At 38.9% G+C, this 24670-nt stretch carries 27 protein-coding genes; 10 read left to right on the plus strand and 17 right to left on the minus strand.

The features are described 5' to 3' along the window. Positions 1-17: 17 nt before the first annotated feature. The 6 genes from LEP1GSC202_RS06460 to LEP1GSC202_RS06485 all read right to left on the minus strand — a co-directional run bounded on the left by LEP1GSC202_RS06460 (position 18) and on the right by LEP1GSC202_RS06485 (position 5204). Positions 18-323, minus strand: a complete 306-nt coding sequence (locus LEP1GSC202_RS06460) for an STAS domain-containing protein (RefSeq protein ID WP_015677560.1) — start codon at positions 321-323, stop codon at positions 18-20. A 48-nt stretch (positions 324-371) separates the two neighbouring features. Next, positions 372-1583, minus strand: a complete 1212-nt coding sequence (locus LEP1GSC202_RS06465) for a Crp/Fnr family transcriptional regulator (RefSeq protein ID WP_039928298.1) — start codon at positions 1581-1583, stop codon at positions 372-374. Between the two features lie 78 nt (positions 1584-1661). After that, complete coding sequence (locus LEP1GSC202_RS06470; RefSeq protein WP_015677248.1) at positions 1662-2189, minus strand: tetratricopeptide repeat protein; 528 nt, start codon at positions 2187-2189, stop codon at positions 1662-1664. Next, entirely contained in the window at positions 2189-3325 is a 1137-nt protein-coding gene (locus LEP1GSC202_RS06475; protein WP_015676871.1) for a vWA domain-containing protein, read from the minus strand. Before LEP1GSC202_RS06475 ends, LEP1GSC202_RS06470 begins: the two co-directional genes overlap by 1 nt. 32 nt (positions 3326-3357) lie before the next feature. Beyond that, positions 3358-3984 (minus strand): NUDIX hydrolase, encoded by a 627-nt coding sequence (locus LEP1GSC202_RS06480; RefSeq protein ID WP_015676798.1) that lies wholly within the window; start codon positions 3982-3984, stop codon positions 3358-3360. Further along, entirely contained in the window at positions 3984-5204 is a 1221-nt protein-coding gene (locus tag LEP1GSC202_RS06485; protein WP_015677023.1) for a ribonuclease D, read from the minus strand. The genes LEP1GSC202_RS06480 and LEP1GSC202_RS06485 overlap by 1 nt, the downstream gene beginning before the upstream one ends. Before the next feature lie 41 nt (positions 5205-5245). Here LEP1GSC202_RS06485 and purF point away from each other — a divergent pair, with 41 nt between their 5' ends. From purF to LEP1GSC202_RS19860, 4 genes are all read left to right on the plus strand, one after another. After that, complete coding sequence (purF, locus tag LEP1GSC202_RS06490) at positions 5246-6673, plus strand: amidophosphoribosyltransferase (RefSeq protein WP_039928300.1); 1428 nt, start codon at positions 5246-5248, stop codon at positions 6671-6673. Beyond that, entirely contained in the window at positions 6673-7047 is a 375-nt protein-coding gene (gene queD, locus LEP1GSC202_RS06495) for a 6-carboxytetrahydropterin synthase QueD (protein WP_012387208.1), read from the plus strand. The genes purF and queD overlap by 1 nt, the downstream gene beginning before the upstream one ends. Then, the gene (queC, locus tag LEP1GSC202_RS06500) at positions 7048-7800 is read left to right on the plus strand and encodes a 7-cyano-7-deazaguanine synthase QueC (RefSeq protein WP_015677378.1); all 753 of its coding nucleotides are present in this window, start codon (positions 7048-7050) and stop codon (positions 7798-7800) included. 147 nt (positions 7801-7947) lie between these two features. After that, positions 7948-8226, plus strand: coding sequence for an SBBP repeat-containing protein (locus LEP1GSC202_RS19860; RefSeq protein WP_167321695.1), 279 nt, complete (start codon positions 7948-7950; stop codon positions 8224-8226). Between the two features lie 9 nt (positions 8227-8235). On the opposite strand, the gene LEP1GSC202_RS06510 is transcribed toward LEP1GSC202_RS19860, so the two are convergent. Beyond that, complete coding sequence (locus tag LEP1GSC202_RS06510) at positions 8236-9939, minus strand: hypothetical protein (RefSeq protein ID WP_015677149.1); 1704 nt, start codon at positions 9937-9939, stop codon at positions 8236-8238. Between the two features lie 82 nt (positions 9940-10021). Beyond that, a complete protein-coding gene (locus LEP1GSC202_RS19865; RefSeq protein ID WP_167321696.1) occupies positions 10022-10228 on the minus strand; it encodes a hypothetical protein in 207 nt (68 codons plus the stop codon). A 100-nt stretch (positions 10229-10328) separates the two neighbouring features. Here LEP1GSC202_RS19865 and LEP1GSC202_RS06515 point away from each other — a divergent pair, with 100 nt between their 5' ends. From LEP1GSC202_RS06515 to LEP1GSC202_RS06525, 3 genes are read left to right on the plus strand one after another with little or no spacing between them, the layout of a single operon-like run. Continuing rightward, positions 10329-10619 carry an NAD(P) transhydrogenase subunit alpha part 2 gene (locus tag LEP1GSC202_RS06515; RefSeq protein WP_035983036.1) on the plus strand — a complete coding sequence of 97 codons (291 nt, stop codon included), beginning with the start codon at positions 10329-10331 and terminating at the stop codon, positions 10617-10619. Continuing rightward, positions 10619-12016, plus strand: a complete 1398-nt coding sequence (locus tag LEP1GSC202_RS06520) for an NAD(P)(+) transhydrogenase (Re/Si-specific) subunit beta (protein WP_015676939.1) — start codon at positions 10619-10621, stop codon at positions 12014-12016. The genes LEP1GSC202_RS06515 and LEP1GSC202_RS06520 overlap by 1 nt, the downstream gene beginning before the upstream one ends. An 11-nt stretch (positions 12017-12027) precedes the next feature. Beyond that, positions 12028-12699 carry a response regulator transcription factor gene (locus LEP1GSC202_RS06525; RefSeq protein ID WP_015677348.1) on the plus strand — a complete coding sequence of 224 codons (672 nt, stop codon included), beginning with the start codon at positions 12028-12030 and terminating at the stop codon, positions 12697-12699. 185 nt (positions 12700-12884) lie between these two features. On the opposite strand, the gene LEP1GSC202_RS06530 is transcribed toward LEP1GSC202_RS06525, so the two are convergent. Genes LEP1GSC202_RS06530 through LEP1GSC202_RS06550 form a run of 5 tightly spaced genes read right to left on the minus strand, consistent with a single transcriptional unit; the run spans position 12885 to position 19329 of the window. Then, a complete protein-coding gene (locus LEP1GSC202_RS06530; RefSeq protein WP_015676364.1) occupies positions 12885-13898 on the minus strand; it encodes a tetratricopeptide repeat protein in 1014 nt (337 codons plus the stop codon). Further along, entirely contained in the window at positions 13888-15528 is a 1641-nt protein-coding gene (locus LEP1GSC202_RS06535; protein WP_015677542.1) for a cytidylyltransferase domain-containing protein, read from the minus strand. Before LEP1GSC202_RS06535 ends, LEP1GSC202_RS06530 begins: the two co-directional genes overlap by 11 nt. Continuing rightward, positions 15503-17053, minus strand: coding sequence for a spiro-SPASM protein (locus LEP1GSC202_RS06540; RefSeq protein ID WP_015676532.1), 1551 nt, complete (start codon positions 17051-17053; stop codon positions 15503-15505). Before LEP1GSC202_RS06540 ends, LEP1GSC202_RS06535 begins: the two co-directional genes overlap by 26 nt. Beyond that, positions 17053-18102 (minus strand): putative peptidyl-prolyl cis-trans isomerase, encoded by a 1050-nt coding sequence (locus tag LEP1GSC202_RS06545; RefSeq protein ID WP_015677053.1) that lies wholly within the window; start codon positions 18100-18102, stop codon positions 17053-17055. The genes LEP1GSC202_RS06540 and LEP1GSC202_RS06545 overlap by 1 nt, the downstream gene beginning before the upstream one ends. A gap of 12 nt (positions 18103-18114) precedes the next feature. After that, complete coding sequence (locus LEP1GSC202_RS06550) at positions 18115-19329, minus strand: aspartate kinase (RefSeq protein ID WP_015676380.1); 1215 nt, start codon at positions 19327-19329, stop codon at positions 18115-18117. A gap of 102 nt (positions 19330-19431) precedes the next feature. Between LEP1GSC202_RS06550 and LEP1GSC202_RS06555 the strand changes: the two genes are divergently transcribed. After that, entirely contained in the window at positions 19432-20370 is a 939-nt protein-coding gene (locus tag LEP1GSC202_RS06555; RefSeq protein WP_015677304.1) for an acyl-CoA desaturase, read from the plus strand. A 9-nt stretch (positions 20371-20379) separates the two neighbouring features. Here LEP1GSC202_RS06555 and LEP1GSC202_RS06560 read toward each other — a convergent pair whose 3' ends face one another. The 4 genes from LEP1GSC202_RS06560 to LEP1GSC202_RS06575 are packed head-to-tail and all read right to left on the minus strand — an operon-like array spanning position 20380 to position 22739. Next, positions 20380-20889 (minus strand): hypothetical protein, encoded by a 510-nt coding sequence (locus LEP1GSC202_RS06560; protein ID WP_015676576.1) that lies wholly within the window; start codon positions 20887-20889, stop codon positions 20380-20382. Between the two features lie 2 nt (positions 20890-20891). Next, positions 20892-21179 carry an LIC13255 family lipoprotein gene (locus LEP1GSC202_RS06565; protein WP_015677455.1) on the minus strand — a complete coding sequence of 96 codons (288 nt, stop codon included), beginning with the start codon at positions 21177-21179 and terminating at the stop codon, positions 20892-20894. A gap of 35 nt (positions 21180-21214) precedes the next feature. Further along, positions 21215-21751 (minus strand): LEA/WHy family protein, encoded by a 537-nt coding sequence (locus LEP1GSC202_RS06570; protein WP_015676534.1) that lies wholly within the window; start codon positions 21749-21751, stop codon positions 21215-21217. Continuing rightward, on the minus strand, positions 21741-22739 hold the full coding sequence (locus tag LEP1GSC202_RS06575; protein ID WP_015677262.1) for a zinc-binding dehydrogenase: 999 nt from the start codon (positions 22737-22739) through the stop codon (positions 21741-21743). The genes LEP1GSC202_RS06570 and LEP1GSC202_RS06575 overlap by 11 nt, the downstream gene beginning before the upstream one ends. A 53-nt stretch (positions 22740-22792) precedes the next feature. Between LEP1GSC202_RS06575 and LEP1GSC202_RS06580 the strand changes: the two genes are divergently transcribed. Both LEP1GSC202_RS06580 and LEP1GSC202_RS06585 read left to right on the plus strand, forming a co-directional pair. Then, positions 22793-23587, plus strand: coding sequence for an MlaD family protein (locus tag LEP1GSC202_RS06580; RefSeq protein WP_039928641.1), 795 nt, complete (start codon positions 22793-22795; stop codon positions 23585-23587). Continuing rightward, complete coding sequence (locus LEP1GSC202_RS06585; RefSeq protein WP_015676916.1) at positions 23587-24666, plus strand: glycosyltransferase; 1080 nt, start codon at positions 23587-23589, stop codon at positions 24664-24666. The genes LEP1GSC202_RS06580 and LEP1GSC202_RS06585 overlap by 1 nt, the downstream gene beginning before the upstream one ends. Positions 24667-24670 lie beyond the last annotated feature (4 nt).

Consider the following 24670-nt stretch of genomic DNA (forward strand, 5'->3'; position numbering starts at 1 on the left):
CAACGTTAGAACTTGGGTTAGATTCCAAAAAATTGGTCTAACATCAATTTTTTTAGAGTTTCTTTGAGTTTGTCTTGGATGTTTACAATCTTTACGGTCATATTCTTTTCATCCGCTTTGTTTTTAAACGAAAGCAAACGAGAGATCCCGAGCGAACTCACGATCACAACCTTTTCCAAATCCAAATAGATCTCTTGGACGTTTTTTTCCAATATTTCAGCGAGAATTTCACGTAACTCTGGCGCGTTTCCATCTAGGATTTGGTCCATAAAACGAACGCGGATCGTGTTTCCTTTTTCGTCGACTAGTATCTTATCACTCATATTTCTTTGGCCTCTAACATTAGTCAGGAGAAAAAAGTTGGCAAGTAGTTATTTCAACTTCTTGAGCTTATTCTCCATATTAGCCTTCTTATGATAGAATTGGACGAGTTTTTCTAACTCTGCCATGTCGGAACAAACAATTTTTCCCATATCCATACGAATAAATTTATTATTTTTCATGATATCAGAAATGATGAGTTCGTCTTTTGGATCAGTGAGCCCTACCATTTTGAGTAAGTCCTTGGTTCCAATTTCAAAATTATAGGCTTGTTTCGGAGCAACTTTGATACGGTTTTTTTCCGCCAAGGTCATCAGTGTATCAACAATACGACCTTGTGGGTCTTTCAAAAGAAGGTTGGCCAATTGTTTGTAAGCAATCCAAATTCTCTCGGATAAAAGAGTGATGAGTCTTGTTGCCAGTTGGGGTTGGGCTTTCACCATCCCCTCAAAGTTTGCTTTGTTGATGGCAAGTAGTTCCACATCACCCGCTGCCACTGCAGAAGCTGACCGAGGTTTGTTATCCAGGATGGCCATCTCTCCAAAAATGTCGCCCGCTTGGAGGACTGCGAGCATCACTTCGTTTCGGTTAACGATTTTGGAAATTTTTACCTTTCCACTTTGTAAAATAAAGAGTTCCTTACCAGGTTCGTGTTCACAAAAGATCATCTCATTGTCTTTGTAATTTCGATTGAACTTGGTGTAATCAATGGGAGCTGATTGGAAAGGTTGGTTGATCGTTTGCAATCGCAGTTTTGCCTGCGGAACAAATTGACCATTTGGTAAATGTTTTAAATAACTTTGGTAGGCAAAGGTCGCATGCGATGTGTTTTGCTGTTGGAAGTAGTATTCACCAATTTTAAAGAGTTCGTTTGGATCTTCTTCCACTGCATTACGAAAGGATAATCTTGTGATTGTTGTATCAAATTGTCGTAACTTCATGGAGAAGAAACGAATGATATTCATTGCAACTGCTGTTGACTTTTGGATGAGTGTTCCAAATTGGTCGTAACTAACAGAGATTAACGATACATTGGTAAGGGAAGTGGCAGATTCAATTTGAGGGTGTTGGCTCATAGCGGCAACCACACCAAAAAAGTCACCAGGTCCTAATACTTGATTGGGATCCTCACCGACTACAGCTGTCTCACGGGTGACACGTACCTTCCCCTCACGGATGATGTAGAAATTGTTCGCATCCTTTTTCCCCTCCACAATGATGTAGGAGTTCGCTGGGAAAGTAACCATTTGAAAAAACGACATTCTTAAATCTCTGGACCCTTTTTGCTCAACGTGCCTAGTTTATTATCGGAGATCCCTAGGGCAATATTTTCGTAAAAATTACTTATTTTTACTCTCTCCTAAAATTTCCATCTGAGTCAGTTCTAATTCTGCTTCTTGCGCAATTTTGCTTGAATACGTATTTTTGATAATGTCCTGAAAAATCTGATACGCTTTGTCTTCTCGGCCCATTCGTACATAGGCTTTTCCTGAAATTAAATACGATTCCAGACCTTCTTCGGTATTGGGAAATTCTTTGTATAGTTTCAGTTCATTTTCAGCAAGTGCTAAAACATCTCCTGTCATTCGGTAATTCGCACTCAAAATTTTCCGAACTTCTCTTGTTTTGGGATGCCCAGGGTAGAGGATCAAAAAACTTTTGCAGGTTTCAACGGATTGGTAATGGTTTCGGTCTTCTAAAAATTCTTTTGCTTTTTGGGAAAGAAGATCCCCTTGTCTGTCCCGTTCCTTTGCAAACACGGTTTGGGTATTACCGAGGGCTGATATGGAAAAAAAGGATCCTAAAAGCAAAATCGTCAGTACGAAAATCCGAATTGGACCTCGCCAAAATTTAGAATTCTGTCTCATTACCTTTCACTTCGGTCAGAATGGGATTTATCGTGAATGGGTTTTTCTTCGGAGAGGGCAATAATTTTCGGAATCCCTGTCATATCCCAAAGTTCGGCAGAGGACTTCATTCGTTTCCCTGGAGGTAAGGGGAAAACAAATCGACCTTTTCCTTCTTTTCCACGTTTGATTTCCACCCGATGGCTCACCAAATCACCCATCCTTCGTTCGCGAAGGGGTGGAATCGGGAAAGTACGGTGTTTCTCTTCTGCAGGATAAAGATACAATTGGATCATGTATTCCGTTGGATGGGAGGCAGAATATTCATAATTTAAGATATACCCATTTTCTGATCCTTCTTCATAGGGTAAGACACTGACAATTTGGATTTTCCCAACATTTGTTCCATTCGAAACGGAAGGAGGTATGTTGGGAGGAACGGGATCATGGACCAACTCTGTTTTGATTTCTTCCTTTGTTTGCAAATGGGAAAAGATCTTTTGAAACGATTTGTCGTAATCATCTGGGGCTTTGAGTGGAAAGTAATTTCCTTCTCCCAGAATGGAGAGCCGTTTTAGGTCTTCTTCCCCTTTTGGATCAATGTCAATGCCTAGGATCTGGAGGCGGAATTTTTTTCCCGATTGCCGTAAATTGTACAAAACTGATTTCGGATCCCCTTCACAACTTTCTACGCCATCAGAGATAAAGATAATTTCAGTTTCTACTTGGTCATTCAAAAGGTATTCACCCACAACTTGTAAAGTTTGCGCAATGGGAGTGGAACCGGCTGGCACTAGGTTTGCCAGTTTTTGGCTCACAACAGATGCGCTTCCCCTTTGGATGGGATGGTACAACCTTGCGGATTGGCAACCTGCGATCCGATTTCCGTATGCAACAAGCCCTACACTGGCATCTTTGGGAAGACCACCTAATACGTGTATGAGTTTTTCTTTGGCGACAGCCATTCTGGTTTTACCATCCCATTTTTCTGACATGGAACCACTGGCATCTAATATAAAAACATAGCGTTTGTTAGATTGGTTTTGCGATTGTATCGGACGAGATGTGGAAAAGAATAGTGAAGATGTTAAAACAAATACAATTCCCAATCGGAAATTTGTATTAGGTTTCTGAACTGGTCCGTTTTGTTTTCGCACTTGTACAACATCGGCGAAAAATCCTTTTCCCCTTAGAGGGATTTGGGATCCAAAAAAGGTGGTTTTGTTAGGTTTGGTTTTACGATTTGAGGCAAACGGTCAAAATGAGAGTGGTCTTTTAAGAAACGTAAAACCATTTCACAAGTGGCTCCCCACAAAAGTCCATCCGACAAATCAAAATAATAAGCAAAATGTTTTGGTTCTCGGTTTGGGATTTCAATCGCATAAAAAGGTTTGGTCCAAAGTTCGGCAAATGGTAATAAAATGATTTGTTCCACTTCGTCTTCATTTCTCGAAAAGGAAAAATCACCAGTGTACTTCGCTAAAAAGGGTGTGATATGAAACCCTGTGCGAGTGTGTAATCCTTCCAATTTGCCAAGCACTTCGAGTGAATTTCGACCTACACCCATCTCTTCTTCCCATTCCCGAAGGGCTGTGATGAGTAAATTGGAGTCAGATTTTTCCATTACGCCACCAGGGAAAGAGATCTGTCCAGGGTGACTTTTTAAGTGTTTGGCTCGTTCCGTCAGAATGATCCCTTCGGCAGTTGTATGAGAACCAAACAAAGGGAAGATGACACCGGATTTTGTTTCCGATGTATCTGGGATGGAATCGAAGTCCCTTGAAAGTTGATTTACAAAGGACTGGTAGGGTAACATTAACCCTCGTCTTTCGAGTTTTGGTTTTGTTTTTTCCTACGTTTGGCAACAAAAGCTTCTTTGGATCGTATCGCCACCAAACGGTTGATCATCGAATCGAAGGGAAGGCCTTGTATGGCAGCAAGCAAACTGGGACCATAATTTTGTACTTTCCAATCAGAAAATACATTCAGGGCTTTCAGTTCATCTAAGTTTTTAGGAGCTGCTTTCAAAATTGTAATGAGTTGTTTGTTGGACGGCAGTAGAGAATGTTCCATCCGTCTAGCGCGCATAATGCGAAGTCGCCATTTTTTAGCATTTTCAAACTTATGATTTTCCTCTTCGTTAAGATCTTCACCATGTCGTTTAGAAAGTTCTGAAGTATCAATAGGATCATTGTATTCTGAAGTCAAAAGTTTGAAAATTTCAGAACCATCTTTTTTTCCAAACCATTCAATGCATTTTTCTTCGTTTGGATGGCCCTTAACAGCTTGTGACAATCTGTCGTTATTGAACACTCGAAAACTTGCTTTGTTGATTCGTTTTGCTTTTTCATCACGGTAACGAAGTAGTTCTAAAATTTTCCTTCGTTCAAGTGGTGTGAAATTGAGGATGTCAGGAAATTTTCCAAGAGAAAATCCTTCTCCTTCTTTTGCTACGTAATCTTCTGAAGCAATGAATTCAAATTCCGATTTGGCTTCCTCATACAAAGACCTTCGTTTTAACTCTTCCTCCATTTTCAACCAAATGGATTCAAGGTATGCGGTGTCGAGTGCTGCGTATTTGAGTTGTTGTTTTTGCAGAGGGCGAATTTCCCAATTGGACTTTTGTTCCACTTTGGAAAGTATCACTTTGTGGTAATGTTCCACTACAAATGACAAAGAACTTTGTTCTAAAGACAATAAACGAGAACTGATCATTGTGTCTGCCGTGTTCACAAATTTGAACCCAAAGTCACGTTTGAGTGCCTTAATGTCATCTTGGGCAGAATGGAAGATTTTCAGAATATTGGGATCTTCAAACAAAGGACCCAAAGCTGACAAATTTGTGATCTTGAGTGGGTCAATTAAGTAGTTTTTGCCATTGGAATTGATCTGAATGAGACAAACTTTGGGATAATACGTGTAATAACCCGAGGACTCTGTGTCAATGGACATGATTTTAGACTGTCTCAGATTGATCAGAGCCAAATCCAAAGCTTTTGCTGTATCGACGAGAATATAGTTGGAATTGATTTGCATCTAATTGGGATTTTGGAAATACTGCAATTGTCATTCTAACAATGATTCTCCAATCTGACAAACCAAAAGAAGAATGTGCCATATTCGGCATCTACAATAGCAAGGAAGCTGCTAATTTTACCTACCTAGGTTTGTACTCAATGCAACACCGAGGCCAGGAGTCCAGTGGGATCGTATCCACCGATGGTTCCCACTTATACCGGTATGCCAATATGGGCCTTGTGGCAAATATCTTCACCCAACCGAAGATCAAAGAGCTCATTGGGGATGCGGCCATCGGCCACAACAGGTATTCTACAACGGGAGCGAGTTTTCTTAGGAATGCCCAGCCCATCCGCGTGGAATCTCACTTAGGACCAGTGGCACTTGCCCATAATGGAAACCTAGTAAACTCTTGGGACATTCGAAACAAACTCGAACGGGACGGATCCATTTTCCAAACCACCATCGATTCTGAAGTCATTGTCCACTTAATGGCCAAAAGCCATAAATCAGACCTTCTCGAAGCACTCTGTGAATCTCTCGCACAAGTGCGAGGGGCCTATTCCCTGTTAGTTTTAACTCCTAGATACTTAATTGCAGTTCGCGATCCCAATGGATTTCGCCCACTGGTGATGGGAAAACGTTCGGATGGAGCGATTGTCTTCGCTTCGGAAACCTGTGCGTTTGATATCACGGAAACAGAATATGTCCGGGATGTGGAACCAGGAGAGATGGTTGTGATTGACCATACTGGAATGCGTTCCTTGTATCCGTTCCCAAAAGCAAAACCAAGCCTTTGCATTTTTGAATACATCTACTTTGCAAGACCTGATTCCTATATCTTTGAAGAATCCGTTTACAAAGTGAGAAAATCCCTTGGTCGTCAACTTGCACGTGTTATGCCCGTGGAAGCCGATGTGATCATCCCTGTTCCCGATTCCGCAAACATTGCAGCACTTGGCTACAGTGAAGAGTCAGGAATTCCTTACCAAAGTGGTCTTGTTCGTTCGCATTACATCGGTCGCACATTCATTGAGCCCGATCAAAAGATCCGAGACTTCGGTGCCAAAATCAAATACAATGTCGTAAAAGAAGTGGTGAATGGAAAACGTGTGGTCATCATCGATGACTCTGTGATGCGTGGGACCACTAGCCGTAAGATCATCAAAATGATCCGAAATGCTGGTGCAAAAGAAATCCATTTCCGAGTATCCGCACCACCTACAGTTGCACCTTGTTATTATGGAATTGATATTCCAACACATAAGGAACTCATCGCATCCACTCACACCATTGAAGAAATTCAAAAATACCTTCGTGTAGATTCTCTCGCCTATCTAACGTTAGATACAATGCACAAGGCAGTGGAAGGGCATAAAGGTGGTGGTTTTTGTGATGCTTGTTTTACATCGAACTATCCTGTCGAATTCCAAGACCACGCGGGAAACCAAAAGTCATTATTTTCGGAATACGCTACGGAAGAGTAATGGAAGAGATCGAACTTTCCAAAACCTTTGGTTTTGAAGCAGCACATTTTTTACCAAATGTTCCAGAGGGCCATAAATGCAAACGGATGCACGGCCATAGTTTTCGTTTTGCTGTGTATTTAAAGGGTGAAATTGATCCACATACAGGTTGGATTATGGACTTTGGTGAGTTGAAGTCCATCGTAAAACCAATATTAGATGAACATTTGGACCATTATGTATTAAATGATGTGCCAGGTTTAGAAAATCCTACTAGTGAAAACATTGCTGTGTGGCTTTGGAACCAACTCAAACCAAAACTACCACTCCTCGATAAAATCACTTTGTATGAAACCTGCACAAGTTCTTGTGTATACAGGGGTCCAAAAAAGTAAATGGGTCCCGTTTCGGATTCCTCATTAGGATCGAAATCGAAAAAAAAAGGAGCCGTTGTACTTTTGTCAGGTGGACTTGACTCAACTACCTGTCTCTATGTTGCGGCCAAAGAATTTGGATATCCCAAAACAAAAAACCTTCCGTTACTAGCTCTTTCTTTTGATTATTCTCAAAAACATAAAATTGAACTTACCAAAAGTAAAAAAATCGCAAAAACTCTAGGGATCAAACATGTGATCCAAAAATTGGACCCTGGATTTTTTTTAGGAAGTTCACTAACGGAAAAAAAAATTAAGGTGAGGAAAAACGCCAAATCACTGTTTAGTGGTGATGAAACAGAAATTCCGAATACTTATGTTCCTGGAAGAAATATTCTCTTTTTGTCCTTTGCTTTATCACTCGCGGAAGGTCACGGGTATGATTCAATTTATATTGGAGTGAATGCTCTCGATTATTCGGGTTATCCCGATTGTCGGCCAGAGTTTATTGAATCCTACCAAAAGATGGCAAACCTTGGAACCAAAAAAGGAGTGACGGGGGCAGGGGATTCCATCCAAATCAAAACTCCACTTCTACATCTAGGGAAAAAAGAAATTATTGAACTGGGAATGGAAGTAGGTGCACCTTTACACCTTACACATTCTTGTTATGATCCAATCAAAGGAAAACCTTGTGGCAAATGTGATTCTTGTATCTTACGTGCGAAAGGATTTTTGGAACTTGGATTGGAAGATCCAGCGTTAAACAGTTGATATACTTAAATTCCTTTTCCATTCCATACTCAATTTAAAATCACGAAAATGAAATGCAGTATACCATCTGAGATGATACGAAGAATCGAATTTGTTTTCTCCTTCACTTTGACTCAATTTCTGTTCTCTCATTGTTATCCTTTATCATTGAACAACCCATCCGATTTCCAGTCGAAGGCATATGCGGAGACCCAAATTCTCAAATGTATGTTAAACGATTGGGATTGCATTGAATTTCCTCAAGATAACCAGGGCATCAAACAATGGTCGAAAATTATCGGACAATCTGGAACATACCAAAGTTACGGAAATTCTGTAGCAGTGGATCGTTATGGAACTCTTTACGCAACTGGATTCACTTCAGGTGGCTTTGATGGAGAAAGTAAATTCGGTTCTTTTGATGCATTTTTGATCCAGTATAAGTAAGCACCCAGCTTACCTACGCCATTTGCTTGGTCTGGAAAAATTTTTAGTCCTGCTCGGTTTGAAGTTAAACCGGGATCGATTGATTTTTGGTGCATTGAAGCGAGCACTGTTAAACTTAAACCGACCAGGTTTGATATCCAATCTCCCTTTTGGAATACGAGTTCTTTCTTTTAAAATGGAAATGAGTCCACCCAAATCAATTTCACCACCCGAACTAAACCCGCCAGCTAATTCTTCTTCCTCTTCCTCACTTTCTTCATCGTCATCATCATCTTCACCATCTCCTTCATCTTCTGATTTTGATTTTTGGTCATTCATGCTGACTTCTAAGTCCAAAGGTTTTGGTTCAATGTATTTGGATTGGAAGTTAACCTTCGAATAAAAATCGATGATTTCTGTTTCGGCCAATTGAGGTGAAATCAATTCGTTATATTCTTTTTGAAAAGTTTTGGAGAGAATAAAAATCTGACTTTGTGATTTAAAACAGGAAAATATATAATATTCTTTTTTAAAACTTTCTAAATTTGCTTCTGGTTTAGCCACTTCTAATATAAACGTGTATGTGCCATCCCTGTATTCTGATGAATACGTTTCAAAAACGATATTTGATTTTGGGTATTTTTTTTGAATCACATCAACTAACTTTGTTTTTATGAAATTCTTTAATGTTGGTTCAATTCCGTTTGAAATAATATCTGAATTGATCTTTTGTGTGACATTGATGGCTTGTATTTTATACAAACCATGAATTGGATCATAAAAACTTACCTTTGTTTTACCGTCATTTAACACTGCATATCTGGCATCCACGGGAATTTTGGTATCGAATAACCCTGAATCTGAAATGTAAGTATGGTCTTTTACATCACCATAAACTGGGTTTAGGTATTTGATCGGTAATGGTTGGCTATTTTTATTCTCTAAAGAATTTAGGAATTGGTCTTTCGTATGATCAGAAAATCGATAGTCTTGGTTATATAATCTAACTTCATTGAAAATATTAAAAGTAGGTAAAAGTAACAAACTAATCAGTCGTCTATATCCATATTTGTAAGTGAAACTATTCGATTCCTTTTTAACAGGATTTCGAATGTATACGGCATAATAATGGTTTTCATAATTAACTGTGGGTAATATTCCTAAAGACAAAAAGAACAATGCAAGATTGTGATGGTCCTTTTCTTTCTTTTGGTATACAATGTAATAATATTGGGAACAATTTTCATACTCACGATATAAACTGAATAAACCGTAGTTTTGTAGGAAATAGGTATTTTCATCTGTGAATTCAGCTAATTTTAGTAGGATCTCTTTTTCTTTTTCATCAATTGGCAATGATTGGATTTGTTTGAATCGATTGAAATTTTGGGAACTTCTGAAAGATGCAAATAATTCAAAATGAGGCCAGTTTTCCGGGATACGAACCACTTCTTTGATGTGTTTGGTTGGAATTCCTTTGAGATTTAAATTGGTCCTAAGATTTTCTATGAATTGAACGTCCATCATCCATTGGGAATTTATGATAGTGCTTGGATTTTTTGCGGCCGAAGCGTAAGGGATCGTGGAAATGAAACAGGCAGTTCCGTTTCCGTCAAAAACGGTTTCTCCTTCCGAGATTGGGATTTCGTTCCCATTGTTTTTTGAAACCCGAGTGTGGTACCAACTGATTTGGCAATTGAATAGAAAGACAATGAGGAGATAAAAGGATTTCATATTGGGAACCAAGAAGAAATTAATGACAGATTACGATTTGTCAAAACAATTCGTAAACGGAACGATTCCACAAAAAATGAAGTTAGGATTCAAATATACCATTTGTTAGGTGACAAAAGGTGGTATCAATCGGAACTTTTGGTTTTATCTTTCTTTGGTTGATGATTTTGATCCAGTTCACAAAAAGAATTCCTGCATTTTGCACATTCTGTTCAGGAACCATAAGTTTGTGGCACTGGATTGGAACCAGTTTCGATTTGGAAGCTCCAATCTTTGTTGGTTTTGGCATTCAATCCCGTTACTTTTGCCCATTCAGGCCGCCACTTACGTAAATTTCCTGAAAATTTTGTTTCCAAAATGGCCATTTTTTCCATAACTACTACTAGTTTATGGAAATATTTGTTACAGCCGTCACGATTTTCGTCCTCGCGATCTTCGTGGGATTTGAAATCATCACAAAAATCCCTCCCATCCTCCACACCCCTCTTATGTCGGGTTCTAACGCCATTTCCGGCATCACCCTCATCGGGGCGCTCTATGCGGCCGGGATCCAAGAAAGTAACATCACCAAAATTTTGGGATTACTCTCTGTTATTTTTGCCACGATCAACGTAGTGGGTGGATTTCTTGTCACACACAGAATGCTTGGCATGTTCAAGAAAAAGGATGCACCTAAATAATGGAACTCATCAGCATTTTAAACCTCGCGTATCTCGTTGCTTCCATTCTTTTCATTGTTGGGATCAAACAATTAGCGCATCCAAAGACAGCCACTAGAGGAAACTTCCTTGGTGCCCTAGGGATGCTCATTGCGGTAGTCGCAACTCTCTTTGATAAGGAAATTCTTTCTTATGAATGGATTGCAGTGGGAGTTCTCATCGGTTCAGTGATTGGAATCATCCTTGCGATCAAAATCCAAATGACGGCCATGCCACAACTTGTTGCTGTGTTAAACGGTTTTGGTGGTATTGCTTCTGTATTTGTAGCAGGTGCTGCCTTACAACTATCCATTCCGAAATACCAATATGCAGTCAATTACCAAGAAGTTGTATCAATTGTATTCTCTGCCATTGTTGGTGGGATTACCTTCTCGGGAAGTTTTATCGCCTTCGGAAAGTTACAAGGTTTTATCACAGAAAAAGCAGTTCGTTACCCAGGTGACCAACTTGTGAAAATTCTAGTGGGTTTAACTGCGGTGGGACTTGGTGTTTACGGTTGTATGGTTCCAACGGATGAATCCATTTATTGGATTCTGAGTGGTGTGAGTTTACTCCTTGGAATCTTCCTTGTAATACCGATTGGTGGAGCCGACATGCCTGTTGTGATTTCCCTACTCAACTCATATTCAGGGATTGCTGCCTCTGCAACAGGATTTGTTCTCAATAACAATGTACTCATCATTTCTGGATCGCTTGTAGGAGCTTCTGGTATCATCCTCACACAAATTATGTGTAAAGCGATGAACCGAAGTTTGACGAATGTACTTTTTGGTGGATTCGGGGCTGTCGCTACAGAAATGAAAGATGATGGCGATTTTTACTCTGGTAAAGTGAAATCAACTAGTGCAGAAGAAGTGGCAATGTTACTAGATGTGGCAAGGAGCGTTGTAATCGTTCCAGGGTATGGAATGGCAGTGGCACAAGCGCAACACACAGTAAGAGACTTATACCAACTTTTGACCGCTCGTGGAATTGATGTTACCTTTGCGATCCATCCCGTTGCTGGTCGTATGCCAGGTCATATGAACGTATTACTTGCCGAAGCAGATATTCCTTACGATCGTTTGAAAGAGATGGACGAGATCAACAGTACTTTCGAAAATGTTGATGTTGTGATTGTTAACGGTGCAAATGACGTAACAAACCCACTTGCAAAAACAGATCCAAAATCACCGATTGCTGGTATGCCGATTTTGGATGTGGGAAATGCCAAAACCGTTGTTGTGATCAAACGAAGTTTGAGTGCAGGATTTGCGGGAGTTCCCAATCCACTTTTCATCGCAGACAATTGTTTGATGTTGTTTGGTGATGGTAAAAAAGCAACGCAAGAAATGATCGCAGCTTTAAAAGAATCTTAGAGTCGGAAGTTATGAAAAAACAAGTTTATATCGTTGATGACCATCCTCTTGTAGTTGATGCACTACAAAACCTAATCGCTAAATCAGAAGATTTAGAATGCATAGGAAGTGCAGACAATATTGAAAAAGCGTTTAACGATATAGAACAGATGCAACCAACATTGGTTTTGATTGATATCCAACTCAAACAAAACCAAAACGGTTTGCAACTTCTGAAACGTCTTAGGACAACATTTCCAAATATCGCCGTCATCATCATCAGTATGTTGACGGATGATACATTTGTGGATCGCGCCTTTAAGTTAGGCGCAATGGGTTACGTTTTCAAAGAAGACACAACAACTCAAATTGTAGAAGCGATTCATACAGTTCTCAAAGGTGATTATTTTGTGAGTTCATCCCAAGCGACAAGGTTACTGGGTCATTTGTATCGGGCTTCCCAGAAAGATGAAAAGGATCCCATTGATCGATTGTCGAACCGTGAATTAGAAGTATTTCTTATGATTGGAGAGGGGATGCCCGTAAAAGAAATCGCTGCGAACATGGGACTTGCACCTTCTACCATTGAAACCTTACGATCTCGAATTAAGGCCAAACTTAGCATCACGGAAAACGAAAAGTTAATTCGTGTTGCCGTTGAGTGGAAGTACACACAAGCCAAAACCGACATCGTAGTATCTTAAATACGGATCCAATTCATTTTAGAACATAAATTTGTTTTTTTATCTTTTAGATTGAATTGGTATTGGATTTTGAATCTATCTTAAAACGAATTTAATCCTCTAAACTTTGCAAACCAAAAGCCTAACCATCATTTCAAATTGATGTGACGTTGTAAAGGTGCTAATCAATTCAGTTTGGCATTCTATTAGTATCTCAGTTTAAAGTAATGGTACAATAAATCTTTTCCTTCACGTGAGGAGAGTAACATGCGATACGCTTCCGCAATTTTTGATTCATTTTGGGATTGTTTTTGGATGAAATGAAAAAAGTCATTGGCCCTTTCATCAAATCCTAAATTGAGAAGTAAGTTTAAATAAAAACTTTGGTCGTATTCGTCAGCAAACGGAGAGTAAGCGATAGGTCTTAATAAATTCTCTGCTTCTCGCCACATTCGCATTTCAAAATAACAACGAGCATATACTTTTTTTTCTCTCCAGCCGAGGGCTCTTGGGTTTTTTAAATAGGTGAGCGATTTTTTGGGATCTTTGTCCATAAGATAAATGACTCGGCCCATTAGATGGGATGCTTGTATATGTTTGGGGTCTTGTTCCAAAATTGAGGATAATTCTATTTTAGCTTTGTCCACTTGGTTTAATTCCAAATATGTTTTTGCAAGAATCAGTTTTGCCTCATTATAATTTGCCTTGTATTCCAATGATTTGTTTAACGATGTGATTGCGTTTGGATAATCTTTTAAGATAAAATACGCAAGTCCCAAGTTATAATGGTAAAAAGGATTGTAGGGAGAAATTTGATTGGTTTCAATCCAAGTTTCCTTTGCTTCCGACCAACTATCTTCTTGGGCATAAATCATTCCAAGTAGGAAACTTGCAGCTTCATGATTTGGTTCTTTTTTTAAAGTTCGATTTAAACTCTCTTTGGCTTCTTGCCACTCCATTCTGGAATACAATAGACTACCATTGAGATAATCATATTCAGCAAATGTTTTGTATACATCCGATTGGATTTTTTTCCATTCTGTATCTGCCAATACAAATCGACCGTAACGAAGAGCATTGATGATATTGCGACTTACCTTTTCGATTTCAATTTTTGCATTGAGCTCAATTGATTCTTGGTCCTCTGCATCAGCAAAGATAGGTTGGAGTGAACCAAATAACAAGAGTAAGGAAAGAAAAACTATTTTTTTATTTTTCATATATTTTTGAATCAATGGAATTTAACCAGTTTAGAATTTGAGTATGTGCATCGCGAACATAATTGATTTGTTTGGAGACGGTTTGGTTGGGAAATCGTTCAACCGATTTAAGCTCTGACAAAGTTGCTAAATAGGGAATCCCCAGTGTTGATGCAGCAAATTGTCCAAGTTTTGCGTGGATTTCGGATATCCCAAGTAAACTTACTTTTTTCCCTTTGGCGCAAGCTTCCATCATCGTTTGTCCAAAGTAGGTGCAAATCCATTCTGAGGAATCCATTTCACGTAAAAATTCTGGATAGGAAATTCTTTCTACATACTGGATTTCGGGATCATTTGGTTTTTGACCACCGATCCGAAGGATGGATTGGAAAAGTGGATTTTTGGATTCAACTCGATGATGGGAAAAACGAAGTAAAAAAGTATCGATTTCTTTTGATTGGACTTCATCCAATTGGCCCGCATACACTAAAATTTTTCCGGGAATGGGTTTTGTTCCACGATCGACTTCCGAAAGAGGTGAACTATAATAAGAAAGCTTTATAGAAAAAGTTTTCTCTAAAGAAGTTTCAGAAATTGGATAAGAAGGATGGGGTAGGAAATAACAAGCGTTTGTATGATTTGGTGGATGGTTAAGGTTATCGATATAGTAAGAATTCGAAACGGGAAACTCTTTTTCACGGATATCAAAGATATGAGGAATCTGTCTTTCTGAACTGTCAAATGAGGAAATGAGTTTTACATCATATCCATACAATTGCAAATAAATGGATAATGATTTACATCGTTCATAATGCCCATAGCCATATTCGTTTGGGTTTCCATAAAGAATGTTGACTTTTCGTTTTGGTTTTTCTGATTTTGGTAAATCAAACGCAACTTGTGCCACTTCTGAATTGATCGCAAACAATTTGGGATTGGACTTGTATAAAGAAAGAATTTCGGCAACACCAAAATTGGGATTTGTCTCTCCAAAGATGTTTGCAATTTCACAAATCAATTGGTAATCTTTTTCTTCATCGACTGTAATTCTTAGTTGTGAGAGAAAGCCAAATTCTTGTTGGAAGTGGGGAGGTGTTAAGCGGTATTGTTTGTGAATCTCGGGAAATTCTTTGATATGTAAAGATACATGTTCCTTATGTCTTTCTAAATCAGTATCATTTGATTGGTAAAACAACGATTCCGCTGAAAAACATTCAACTCCCATCCCAAGTGGCAAACCTGTCATCGACAAACTATAGTATTTGTCTTTAATCTCTAAAATCGCTTCGTATAAATAACGAATGGAATCAATATCTACAAATGGATTATCTGCAGTTAGGCGAAAAATATGCTTCGCACCAAACTGTTTTGCGGCTTTTCGAAACCTATCTCTTACATCCATTTCGGATCCCAAAAAGTATTGGTAACCTCTTGTTTTTAGAAATTGGATGGACTCTTCGTCTGATTCAGGGATTAAAAATACGATTTGGGTTTCATCAAATATGGTTTTTAGCCGGCGGTGGATATGATCCAAAAAAGTGGAATTTGATCCTTCTGGAATGGGTTTTAAAATTTTTTTAGGAAAACGTGTTGAACCGAGTCTTGCCTGTATGAAGGCAAAACTTTCATGCGTTGAAAGTGTACCACTCATCACAATTCAAACAAGGGGCAGGTATTTTTTCATGATTGCCAATAAAACTATTTTGGAAAAATTCCAAACCATTTTGCCAGATCGTTTCATAACCATCTTTTTCCAAATTTCCAATGATTTTTGATTGGTTTTGTTTGCAAATGGAAACATCACCCGTAACATTCAAATAAATATCGCGCGTTAGGTGCCAGCAAAAGTCTCGATGGATCGGTGTGAGGTCGCTTACTCTTCTTTCTGGTAATTTTTCGGCAAAACGATTGTATTTTTGCAATATTACATTGATTCCCTTTTTTTCAAAATTTGTAAAGTAAGGGTCTATTTCTTCCTCTACTTCTTTCATTTTAATCATTTGGACATACAATGAATTTTGTGGAAGGATTTTGGAAAGAGAATCTACAACATCCAAAACTTGTTTTAATCCATTTTTACCATATAAGGATTTGTAAGTATCTTCTTTAAGAGTGGAAACATTTGCGATGATACAAAGTTTTTCCTTTTTTTCCTGATCCAATTCCTGAATTAAGGAAACTAAAACATCTACGTTTTTGTACAATGCGGTCTCAATGATAAGTTCTTTGAGAAAACTCAATTTTAAAATTTCTTTTACGATTTGAGTCAATTCAGGGTGTAATAGTGGTTCCCCGTTACCTGATAAACTGATGGTGATCGGAGATGTTAATCCTTTTTCCAATTGTTGTATGATGGAAGAAACGGAAGAGAGGGAAACAGCCGTTCCATCATTGGATTTGTCCACAAATTCTCTAGGACAAAACACACAAAAAAGTTCACATCCTTTGTAAATTTCCCACTCCAAATATGATGGGGAACTTCGATAGAGTTTTGGATTTTCTTTGAGTGTGTTGTGTAAATTTTGATAAGGAATTTCTTCTGAGATCGCAAGTAATCCTTTGATGAGGACCTTTGAGCGCATAGAATGGTAACGAAAGTCCAATCTGAGTTGGCGCAAATCAGGTGATTGGAAAAAAATATCAACATCATATTGGTTGATGTTTTTTAGAAAAAACGAATGGATATCTGTTGTAAGTTTGTCAGGTAACGAACTTAAAAACTCTCGTGATAAGACAGTGGGGATCAGACCTGGAGGTAAATTTTCAGAATAAGAATATTGGCAAAAAAAGTTTTTATGGCGATTCCAAATTTTTTCAGTTAAAGTGGGATCTAAAAGTGGAGAGATCCCTGTGAAATAGAGAAAACAAACTTCATCCCACTCTGGATCTTTGAAAATGGACTCAGGAAGTTTACTACCTATTTGTTTTATGAATTCTATCTCAGAAATACTCAACTCATAAAGTACAAAGGATTTTGAAATTCCTGTTCCATCTAACTTTGATTTGATGGAGGTTGATATATTCATATGAATGGTTAAATTAGGAAAAACTTTGTGTAGTTTTTTTACGAAAGATTCTACGAGGGGAATCTCAAAATTTGATTCTAAAAACGAAAGAGATTGGTTGTCCAAATAAACAACCGCAAAACTAGGATTATATTCCTTACGGTTTACCATTAATCTGAATTGTACTTTTCTTCTGGATTGCTAATATTGTGTTCTTTGATGTAAATTGGATCAAAGATTGTGATGGACGTACTTTTTCTAGTCGCGGCAACCCATTCTTCAAAAGAAGTTTGTTCTTTTTCTCGGAATAAAAATCCTTGGATACCCTTTCGCACTGCATCTAATGGTGTAGGTCGCATACCTTCGATGTAAACGAGACAGTATCGTTTACGATCATCTCTAAATACTTCAGAGAACTTTCCTTGTCCACCTACTTGTGCTAAAACAGATGCTGTCATTGGTTGTGATTTGTACAATTCAAATGTAGGTACCCAGTTTACTAAACCACCATTCAGTTTGTATCTAGATTCATTCCTTGGTCCAGAAGCAACAAGTTTGAAAAATGAAGGATCTTGTAAGGATTTATTTCTAATTTCTGTGAGTTCGTTGAATAATCGCGATTCTTCTTCAATGGATGAATTGGCAGGAGAAATCACCAATTCACGAAACTTAAATTCATTTCCTACCTTCGCCTTGTTTTTGTTATACCAAGATTGAACTTCTTGTTCGGAAGGGAGGGGTGGACTCACCTTAATTTGCAAAAGTTGGCCTTTTTTGATTTGGTAAGGAAGGTCTTCCAACCAAACATCATAAGGAAGGTTAAATTGTGTTTGAACCGCTTTTTTAAATTGTTCCAAATCGCTGATCCCTTGGGCTTCCATCCGTTTTTGGATTTCCGCTTCGATCCGTTTTTCATTGACTTGGATGGATTCTTCGTCAGCAGCATTGTCAACAACGGCCCGATCGATGAGGAAATCAATCACTTGGGAATGTAAGGATCCTTTTTTGCGATACGTAGGAAAAAAACGAGAAAGGTTTTTGTACCGTTCCACACCTTCTTCATAATCCAAACTGGAGATCGACTTGGGGCCTACGATGGCAAGGACAGCATTTAACGACTCATAGGAGCCTAGAGGATTTGTAGGAACGGCTAAAAAAACACAAACAACCGCAGCAAAAATGAAAACGAAATGACGTTTGAGTCGTGAACTTTTTTGCATACGGTCAAAAGTTTACCCGATAAAGGTGGTGTGTAAAGCTTTTACTGCGTCTTCCGCTTGGTTTTGTTTGATGACACAGGAAATTTTGATCTCAGATGTCGAAATCATCTCGATGTTGATATTTTTTTCAGCAAGAGATTGGAACATTTTTGCAGCCACTCCCACATGTGATTTCATCCCCACACCCACTGCAGACACAATCGAAATATTTTCATCAATCTCTGCTTTCCCATTTCCATGTTCTTTTGCATAGGCTTCTATGATGGGTTTTGCTGCGTTGATATCTTTTTTGGCAATGGTAAAGGAGATCGTGTTGATACCGTCTCTTGGAGAAGATTGAACGATCACGTCAACGATGACATCTTTGTTGGATAGTTGGGTGAATAGTTCAGTTGCGATTCCAGGTTTGTCTTTTACGTCAGCAATGGTAACACGTGCTTGGTCCCCTTTTGCAGTCACTCCACTCACTTTCATTTTTTCCATAATTTTATCCTCACTCATTACTAACGTTCCCGGTTTGTCGTGGAAACTAGATCGTACGTGGATGACCACATTGTAGTTCATCCCTAATTCAACACTTCTAGAATGAAGGACTCCAGCGCCAAGGCTTGCCAGTTCCAACATTTCTTCGTAAGTGATTTGTTTGTGCATTTTCGCCGTAGGAATTTTTCTAGGGTCAGCCGTGTAAACCCCATCTACATCTGTATAAATTTCACATTCGTCTGCTCCAAGGGCAGCTGCAAGTGCAACAGCAGAAGTGTCACTACCACCTCGTCCTAAGGTGACAATATTTTCGTCTTTATCAATTCCTTGGAAACCAGCAACAATAACCACCTTCCCTTTGTTAAACGCTTCATCAATTCTAGAGCGATCAATCATTTCAATTTTTCCGTTGGAAAAATTTCCATCCGTCAAAATTTTTAATTGGGAACCAGTGAAAGACTGAGCGGGAACCCCTAACTCATTTAGAGCTATGGCAAGTAACGCGATGGAAACTTGTTCACCCGTAGAAAGTAACATATCCATTTCCCGTTTCGGTGGGTTTTTTGAAATTTGGTCAGCAAGGTCGACTAGTTCGTCGGTAGTATGTCCCATTGCAGAAACGACAACGGCTACTTTTTGGCCTTCATCATGGTAACGTTTGATACGTTTGGCCACATTTTTAATTTTGGTGGTGTCACCAACTGAGGTTCCACCGTATTTTTGGACAACGATTTTCGATGACATGGGTTTATGGACAGGCTAGGAGAGGCAAATCGGGAATCAAGTAGAATGAATTTTTTTGCAACCAATCGAATTGAAAAGACTCCAATAAGTATAGGTTATTGAATGAATTCTGCATTTCCTTCCGTTGAACCTGTTGTCAAAGAACGGGCTCCTTTACTCTTCCTCATTTTGTTTTTTCTTGTCCAAGCGACTGTCTTAACTGTTTTCACTGTTCCATTTTCCTGGACTCTAGTTTTGGTTGCCGTGGGTTCTTATTTCCTACGTATGTTTGGAATTACGGCCGCCTACCATCGATACTTTTCCCATGCGTCGTTTAAAACATCGCGGGTGTTTCAATTTGTATTGGCTTGGATTGGTTCGATGGCGATGCAAAAAGGGGTTTTATGGTGGGCAGCACACCACAGAAACCATCACAAATATTCGGATACTGAAAAAGACATCCATTCGCCTAGTCGAAAGGGTTTCTGGTATTCCCATATGTTTTGGTTTTTACGGGATGATTACAACGACTATGAGGCAAAACTCATTCCCGATTTTTATAAATACCCTGAGTTACGATGGTTGGATCGAAACCATTGGATCCCTCCTCTTACTTATGCAATTCTTTTGTATGCTGTTGGTGGTTGGGGTTGGCTTGTGTATGGATACGCTGTTTCCACTTTTATTTTAGGCCATGCTACCTGGACGATCAATTCTCTTTCCCATGTATACGGTTCAGTTCGATTTGATTCGAGGGACACAAGTAAAAACAATGTTTGGTTAGCTTTACTCACAATGGGAGAAGGTTGGCATAATAATCATCATTACTACTGTTCGTCGGCCAACCAAGGTTTTTATTGGTATGAAATTGATATGAGTTATTATATCTTAAAGATTCTCAGTTTGTTTGGGATTGTTTGGGATCTTAAAAAACCTCCACAAAAAGTTTTAACTGAAGGGCTGAGCCGAGACCTTGCAAAAAAACAAGAAAGGAATGAAGTTCGAAAAAACAGATATGAGGTAAAAACAAAAAAGAAAGTGGAAGTGCTGTCTGCTTCTTAAAGAAAAACGTTAAACACCCAAACGTTTGCGTATGTCTGCTGGGATACTTTGGATGGAATCGTATCTTTTTTTCTTTCCACCTGGCAGAGATACATAATAAAATCCATTGATCATTTCTAAAAAGTAGTCTTCCCCTTTTTCCCCCAAGGAACGATTGTCGAGTTCTTTTACCATTTTTTGGTATTTGGAAGGTAATAAATTCCAATTCATATAATTGGTTACAACACCTTGGTCGTTTACAGTATACGCTCCATCTTGGTGGAGGATTTTTGTACCATTGTAGTCAAAGATTTCCATCACCTTTAGGTTGTTATCTTTTTGTGATTTGGGGTCTTTTTTTGATTTTCCATCGGCACTTTTGTTAGAATCATCCAACGAAGAACCGGTTTTTTGTTTTTGTTTATCGGAATTATCTTTTTTTCTTAATTGTCCAAAGATGAGTAAGAAAATTCCAGCTAATCCAAGTGATGCGAATAAAAAAATTTCAGCGGTTGATAGGTCAAAAAGGTAACGTAACATATTTAACGAAAACTCGTCCCTATTGCCTTACAAGTGTCAGGCAGGTATCCTTCTGTATTCCAAGTTGCACAATCCACAAGTTCTATGGCCCGAAAGCAGAGTTTCAAATCATCAATTTTTACCCTTGAGATAAAGATGGTGCCTGGAAGTTTTTCTTTCCCACACGCTGAGTTTTTGAGTGTATAGGCTTCGAATGTTTTTTGGTTTCCTTCGAAAGCAGAATAAAAAAGATCCTCTCGGTTTTGGATACAATTCCCAAAAAATAGGGAGCTCACAAGAACCAAAAACATTGTATCGAATGAGGATTTTCTAGGGAAAAACCACTTCATTTTTTTAATTTGATCCGCGAGATTTCACGAACTGGTATGGGAAGTTTCCCAAACATAGAATCTACATGAACGGTTCCATAGATTTCAAATTCTGCTTCTTCCCCTTTTCTCGCCGCTGTACTTAGCTTTTCGGCAAGGACAAGGAGTTTGGGAAGAATGGAACCTTTTTGTTCCGGAACTAATTTTAATTCTACAATGGATTCTTGGTTTGGTTCTACTTCGACAGGTGATAAATTTTGTAGTTTCCCAATGTATTCCTTACCTTGGGCAGTTAACAGTTCGATTTCCAAATCAAATTGGTAAATGTTTACTTTTGTGGAATTAGGATTACTTACTGATAGCTTTGGGTATAAATCCAAGAGTGGAATGAGTGGAAAACTTGGATTTGGTTTTAGTTCCACACGAACATCCACCAAATCAAAATGACACGCTTTGAGGCTTTCTAGATTTTTTTTTGTATCACTGATACAATTTGAAAAACCTATGATTACCAGCAAACAAATCGCAAAGGTGGAAATTAAATTACGGACCAAACACTACCTTCCCTTCGGTCATGTGTTGTTTGTAAAATTCCAATCCTTCTTTGAAATCTTCAAATTTAAATCGTTTATTGATTTTGGTTTGGAAAACTGTCTTCAAATACGTTTGTGCTTCCTTTGCTTGTTTTTGAAATTCTTCTAATCCAATTTCATAAATCCAAGAAGACAACCAAAAGCCTTCAATTTTTTTATTTTGGAATAGGATAATGCCTGAATTCACTGCAAATGGTTTTTCTGATAAAGCACCATAACATAAGAGTTTCGATCCGTAAGGCATACATTCCACTAGAGACTGAGCGGTATCACCTGCTACGGCATCAATGGCATAGGTGGCATTTAATTTTTTAGATAATTTGAATAAATCCTTTTGGTAATTGGGAGAAGTGGAATTCAGAATGTGTTCTGCACCAATTTCTGCCAAACTATCTTCTTGTTCCTTTTTTCGCACAACATTGATTAAAGGAATACCTTTCTCTTTGCATAGGCGTACCACCATTTTACCAAGGGCACTTGCCGCGGCTGTTTGCACCATTGCCTGGTGTCCTTCGTTTTGGCAACGAGAGACCATTGCCCAAGCAGTCATTGGGTTTACAAAAAAACTAGAACCTTCGTCAAGTGTGACTCCATCCACTAACGGCAAACAGTTGTCTTCCGTGGTGATCATATACTCGGCCCATGATCCATCGTTTTGCGGGGCAACACAGGAAACAGCCATTCCTACTTTCAGTGTTTTGATCCCAGTTCCAACTGCATCCACGATTCCACTGGCTTCAAAACCAGCGGAGACTGGAGCTTTTTTTTTGAATCCATACAAACCACGGATGAACATCAAATCAGAAGGATTGATGGGAGAAAGGTGGATTTTGATCCTAACTTCGTTTTCTTTTGGAGTTGGAATTTCTTTTTCACGGAGTTCCAATTGTGGATCGATTTCATCGTATTTGAGAATGGTGACTGCTTTCATCTCATCCCATTCACTCATGGAAAATCTGCTTGCCAACTCTTTCTTTTCGAGGAAAGTACTTTGAGTCCCCCGTGAAATCAAAAAAATTAAACAACGAAACCATCACTGGTATCATTTTTTTTTCCCTTTTGGTTTTTGCATTTTTCACCACTGTCATCGAGCCAGACAAACCTGCTAAAAAATATCCATACCGACTTTCACTCTTTTATTCACGTATTGATGGTATCAAGGAAGGGACCGAAGTTCGAATTCTTGGAATCCAAAAAGGGTATGTAGCCCACATTGATTCCAGACCAATGATTGATGTGCCCGACCGAAGGTTTCTTGACCATAACATGGATCATGCGATTGAACTCCACATAGCGTTGGAAGATCCATTAACTCTTTGGGACAATTATGAAGTGGATTTCCAAACGATCACATTATTTTCAGGAAGGATCATCAATATCAATCCTGGTAGTTCCGATGGAAAACGACCCTTTTTCAAACCTACTTTTAGAGAAGGGGAAAAAACTCCCGATTATTTACCATCAGCAAGGTATTTTGATGATTTTTTTAAGGCCACTTCTGCCACGATGGAAGAAAACAGAGCCGACCTCAGACAAATCACATTGGATTTTCGTTCCATCTCCGATAAATTAAACCAAACAGAAGGTACCATTCCTAAAATCATTGGAAGTACCGAAATGTATGATGAGTTACTTGCGACCATCAAAGACGCGGAAGCCATTGGAAAAGAAGGAAGAAGGTATATGGAGAGTTCTAGGAATTTAGAAAACACCATGCCAATTCCATTTTTAATTACAGCATCGTATTACGGCCGTACTACGCCGATCACGGGAAGAAGGATAGGACCACAGGATTAATGAAAGTTGCAATTATACATGATTGGCTCACGGGTATGCGTGGGGGAGAAGTTGTACTCGATAGTATGTTAAAAGCATACCCAGAGGCTGATTTGTTTAGCCTTTTTTATTCCAAAGGCAAACTCAATGCAAGGATTGAAGATCGTAAGATCACTACTGCCTTCACAAATAATTTACCATTTAAAGAAAAATACTATCGGTACTACTTACCACTTTTTCCCACAGCCATCGAAACCTTGGATCTGAAAGGTTATGATGTTGTTATCAGTTCTTCTCATTGTGTCGCCAAAGGTGTCATCCCCCATCCTGATACCTTCCATTTGAGTTATGTCCATAGCCCTATGCGTTATGTATGGGATATGTATTATGATTATTTTCCAAACCGCAAAGGATTTAAATTTTTCCTATTACAATCCATTGCCAATTACCTTCGCACTTGGGATGCCGCATCCGCAAACCGTGTCGATTTCTTTACGTGTAACTCACATTTTGTGGGAAGGCGGATCCAAAAATACTACCGCCGTGATTATAAAATCATTTATCCACCATGTTTGCCCCAAGACTTTCGTGTGCATGATAATTCAAAAGATGATTATTATCTGATGGTTTCTGCCTTTGCTCCTTATAAAAAAATTGACCTTGCCATCGAAGCGTTTCGAGAAAATGGAAAACCACTCATCCTTGTGGGTGGGGGCCAGGAAGAAGGGAAACTTGTCAAAAATCTCCCGAAAAACATCCTTTGGAAAAAAGGCCTTCCGCGCACAGAAGTGATCGAATTGTACAAAAAGGCTCGTGGGTTTATCTTTCCTGGGATGGAAGACTTTGGGATCACCCCGGTGGAATCCCAAGCCTATGCCACACCTGTCATCGCCTATGGGAAGGGAGGAGCCCTGGAATCGGTCAAAGAAGGCAAAACAGGGGTATTTTTCCAGGAACAGACGGTCAAATCCTTAAATGATGCCATCAAACGAGCTGAAAAAATCCAATTCAAACGTTGGGATTTCCAAAATTCCATCAACAGGTTCACGGAAGAAAAATTCGTAAGCGAAATTCGAAAGGTAGTCGATAGACATAAATAGAAAT

This window comes from Leptospira yanagawae serovar Saopaulo str. Sao Paulo = ATCC 700523 (assembly GCF_000332475.2).
GTDB lineage: Bacteria > Spirochaetota > Leptospiria > Leptospirales > Leptospiraceae > Leptospira_A > Leptospira_A yanagawae.

What these genes read in the sequence shown, in the direction of transcription:
- LEP1GSC202_RS06460 (WP_015677560.1), bottom strand. Translation starts at nt 323, where the DNA reads ATGAGTGATAAGATACTAGTCGACGAAAAAGGAAACACGATCCGCGTT.
- LEP1GSC202_RS06465 (WP_039928298.1), bottom strand. Translation starts at nt 1,583, where the DNA reads ATGTCGTTTTTTCAAATGGTTACTTTCCCAGCGAACTCCTACATCATT.
- LEP1GSC202_RS06470 (WP_015677248.1), bottom strand. Translation starts at nt 2,189, where the DNA reads ATGAGACAGAATTCTAAATTTTGGCGAGGTCCAATTCGGATTTTCGTA.
- LEP1GSC202_RS06480 (WP_015676798.1), bottom strand. Translation starts at nt 3,984, where the DNA reads ATGTTACCCTACCAGTCCTTTGTAAATCAACTTTCAAGGGACTTCGAT.
- LEP1GSC202_RS06485 (WP_015677023.1), bottom strand. Translation starts at nt 5,204, where the DNA reads ATGCAAATCAATTCCAACTATATTCTCGTCGATACAGCAAAAGCTTTG.
- purF (WP_039928300.1), top strand. Translation starts at nt 5,246, where the DNA reads ATGATTCTCCAATCTGACAAACCAAAAGAAGAATGTGCCATATTCGGC.
- queD (WP_012387208.1), top strand. Translation starts at nt 6,673, where the DNA reads ATGGAAGAGATCGAACTTTCCAAAACCTTTGGTTTTGAAGCAGCACAT.
- queC (WP_015677378.1), top strand. Translation starts at nt 7,048, where the DNA reads ATGGGTCCCGTTTCGGATTCCTCATTAGGATCGAAATCGAAAAAAAAA.
- LEP1GSC202_RS06510 (WP_015677149.1), bottom strand. Translation starts at nt 9,939, where the DNA reads ATGAAATCCTTTTATCTCCTCATTGTCTTTCTATTCAATTGCCAAATC.
- LEP1GSC202_RS19865 (WP_167321696.1), bottom strand. Translation starts at nt 10,228, where the DNA reads ATGCCAAAACCAACAAAGATTGGAGCTTCCAAATCGAAACTGGTTCCA.
- LEP1GSC202_RS06515 (WP_035983036.1), top strand. Translation starts at nt 10,329, where the DNA reads ATGGAAATATTTGTTACAGCCGTCACGATTTTCGTCCTCGCGATCTTC.
- LEP1GSC202_RS06520 (WP_015676939.1), top strand. Translation starts at nt 10,619, where the DNA reads ATGGAACTCATCAGCATTTTAAACCTCGCGTATCTCGTTGCTTCCATT.
- LEP1GSC202_RS06525 (WP_015677348.1), top strand. Translation starts at nt 12,028, where the DNA reads ATGAAAAAACAAGTTTATATCGTTGATGACCATCCTCTTGTAGTTGAT.
- LEP1GSC202_RS06530 (WP_015676364.1), bottom strand. Translation starts at nt 13,898, where the DNA reads ATGAAAAATAAAAAAATAGTTTTTCTTTCCTTACTCTTGTTATTTGGT.
- LEP1GSC202_RS06535 (WP_015677542.1), bottom strand. Translation starts at nt 15,528, where the DNA reads ATGAGTGGTACACTTTCAACGCATGAAAGTTTTGCCTTCATACAGGCA.
- LEP1GSC202_RS06540 (WP_015676532.1), bottom strand. Translation starts at nt 17,053, where the DNA reads ATGGTAAACCGTAAGGAATATAATCCTAGTTTTGCGGTTGTTTATTTG.
- LEP1GSC202_RS06545 (WP_015677053.1), bottom strand. Translation starts at nt 18,102, where the DNA reads ATGCAAAAAAGTTCACGACTCAAACGTCATTTCGTTTTCATTTTTGCT.
- LEP1GSC202_RS06550 (WP_015676380.1), bottom strand. Translation starts at nt 19,329, where the DNA reads ATGTCATCGAAAATCGTTGTCCAAAAATACGGTGGAACCTCAGTTGGT.
- LEP1GSC202_RS06555 (WP_015677304.1), top strand. Translation starts at nt 19,432, where the DNA reads ATGAATTCTGCATTTCCTTCCGTTGAACCTGTTGTCAAAGAACGGGCT.
- LEP1GSC202_RS06560 (WP_015676576.1), bottom strand. Translation starts at nt 20,889, where the DNA reads ATGTTACGTTACCTTTTTGACCTATCAACCGCTGAAATTTTTTTATTC.
- LEP1GSC202_RS06565 (WP_015677455.1), bottom strand. Translation starts at nt 21,179, where the DNA reads ATGTTTTTGGTTCTTGTGAGCTCCCTATTTTTTGGGAATTGTATCCAA.
- LEP1GSC202_RS06575 (WP_015677262.1), bottom strand. Translation starts at nt 22,739, where the DNA reads ATGAGTGAATGGGATGAGATGAAAGCAGTCACCATTCTCAAATACGAT.
- LEP1GSC202_RS06585 (WP_015676916.1), top strand. Translation starts at nt 23,587, where the DNA reads ATGAAAGTTGCAATTATACATGATTGGCTCACGGGTATGCGTGGGGGA.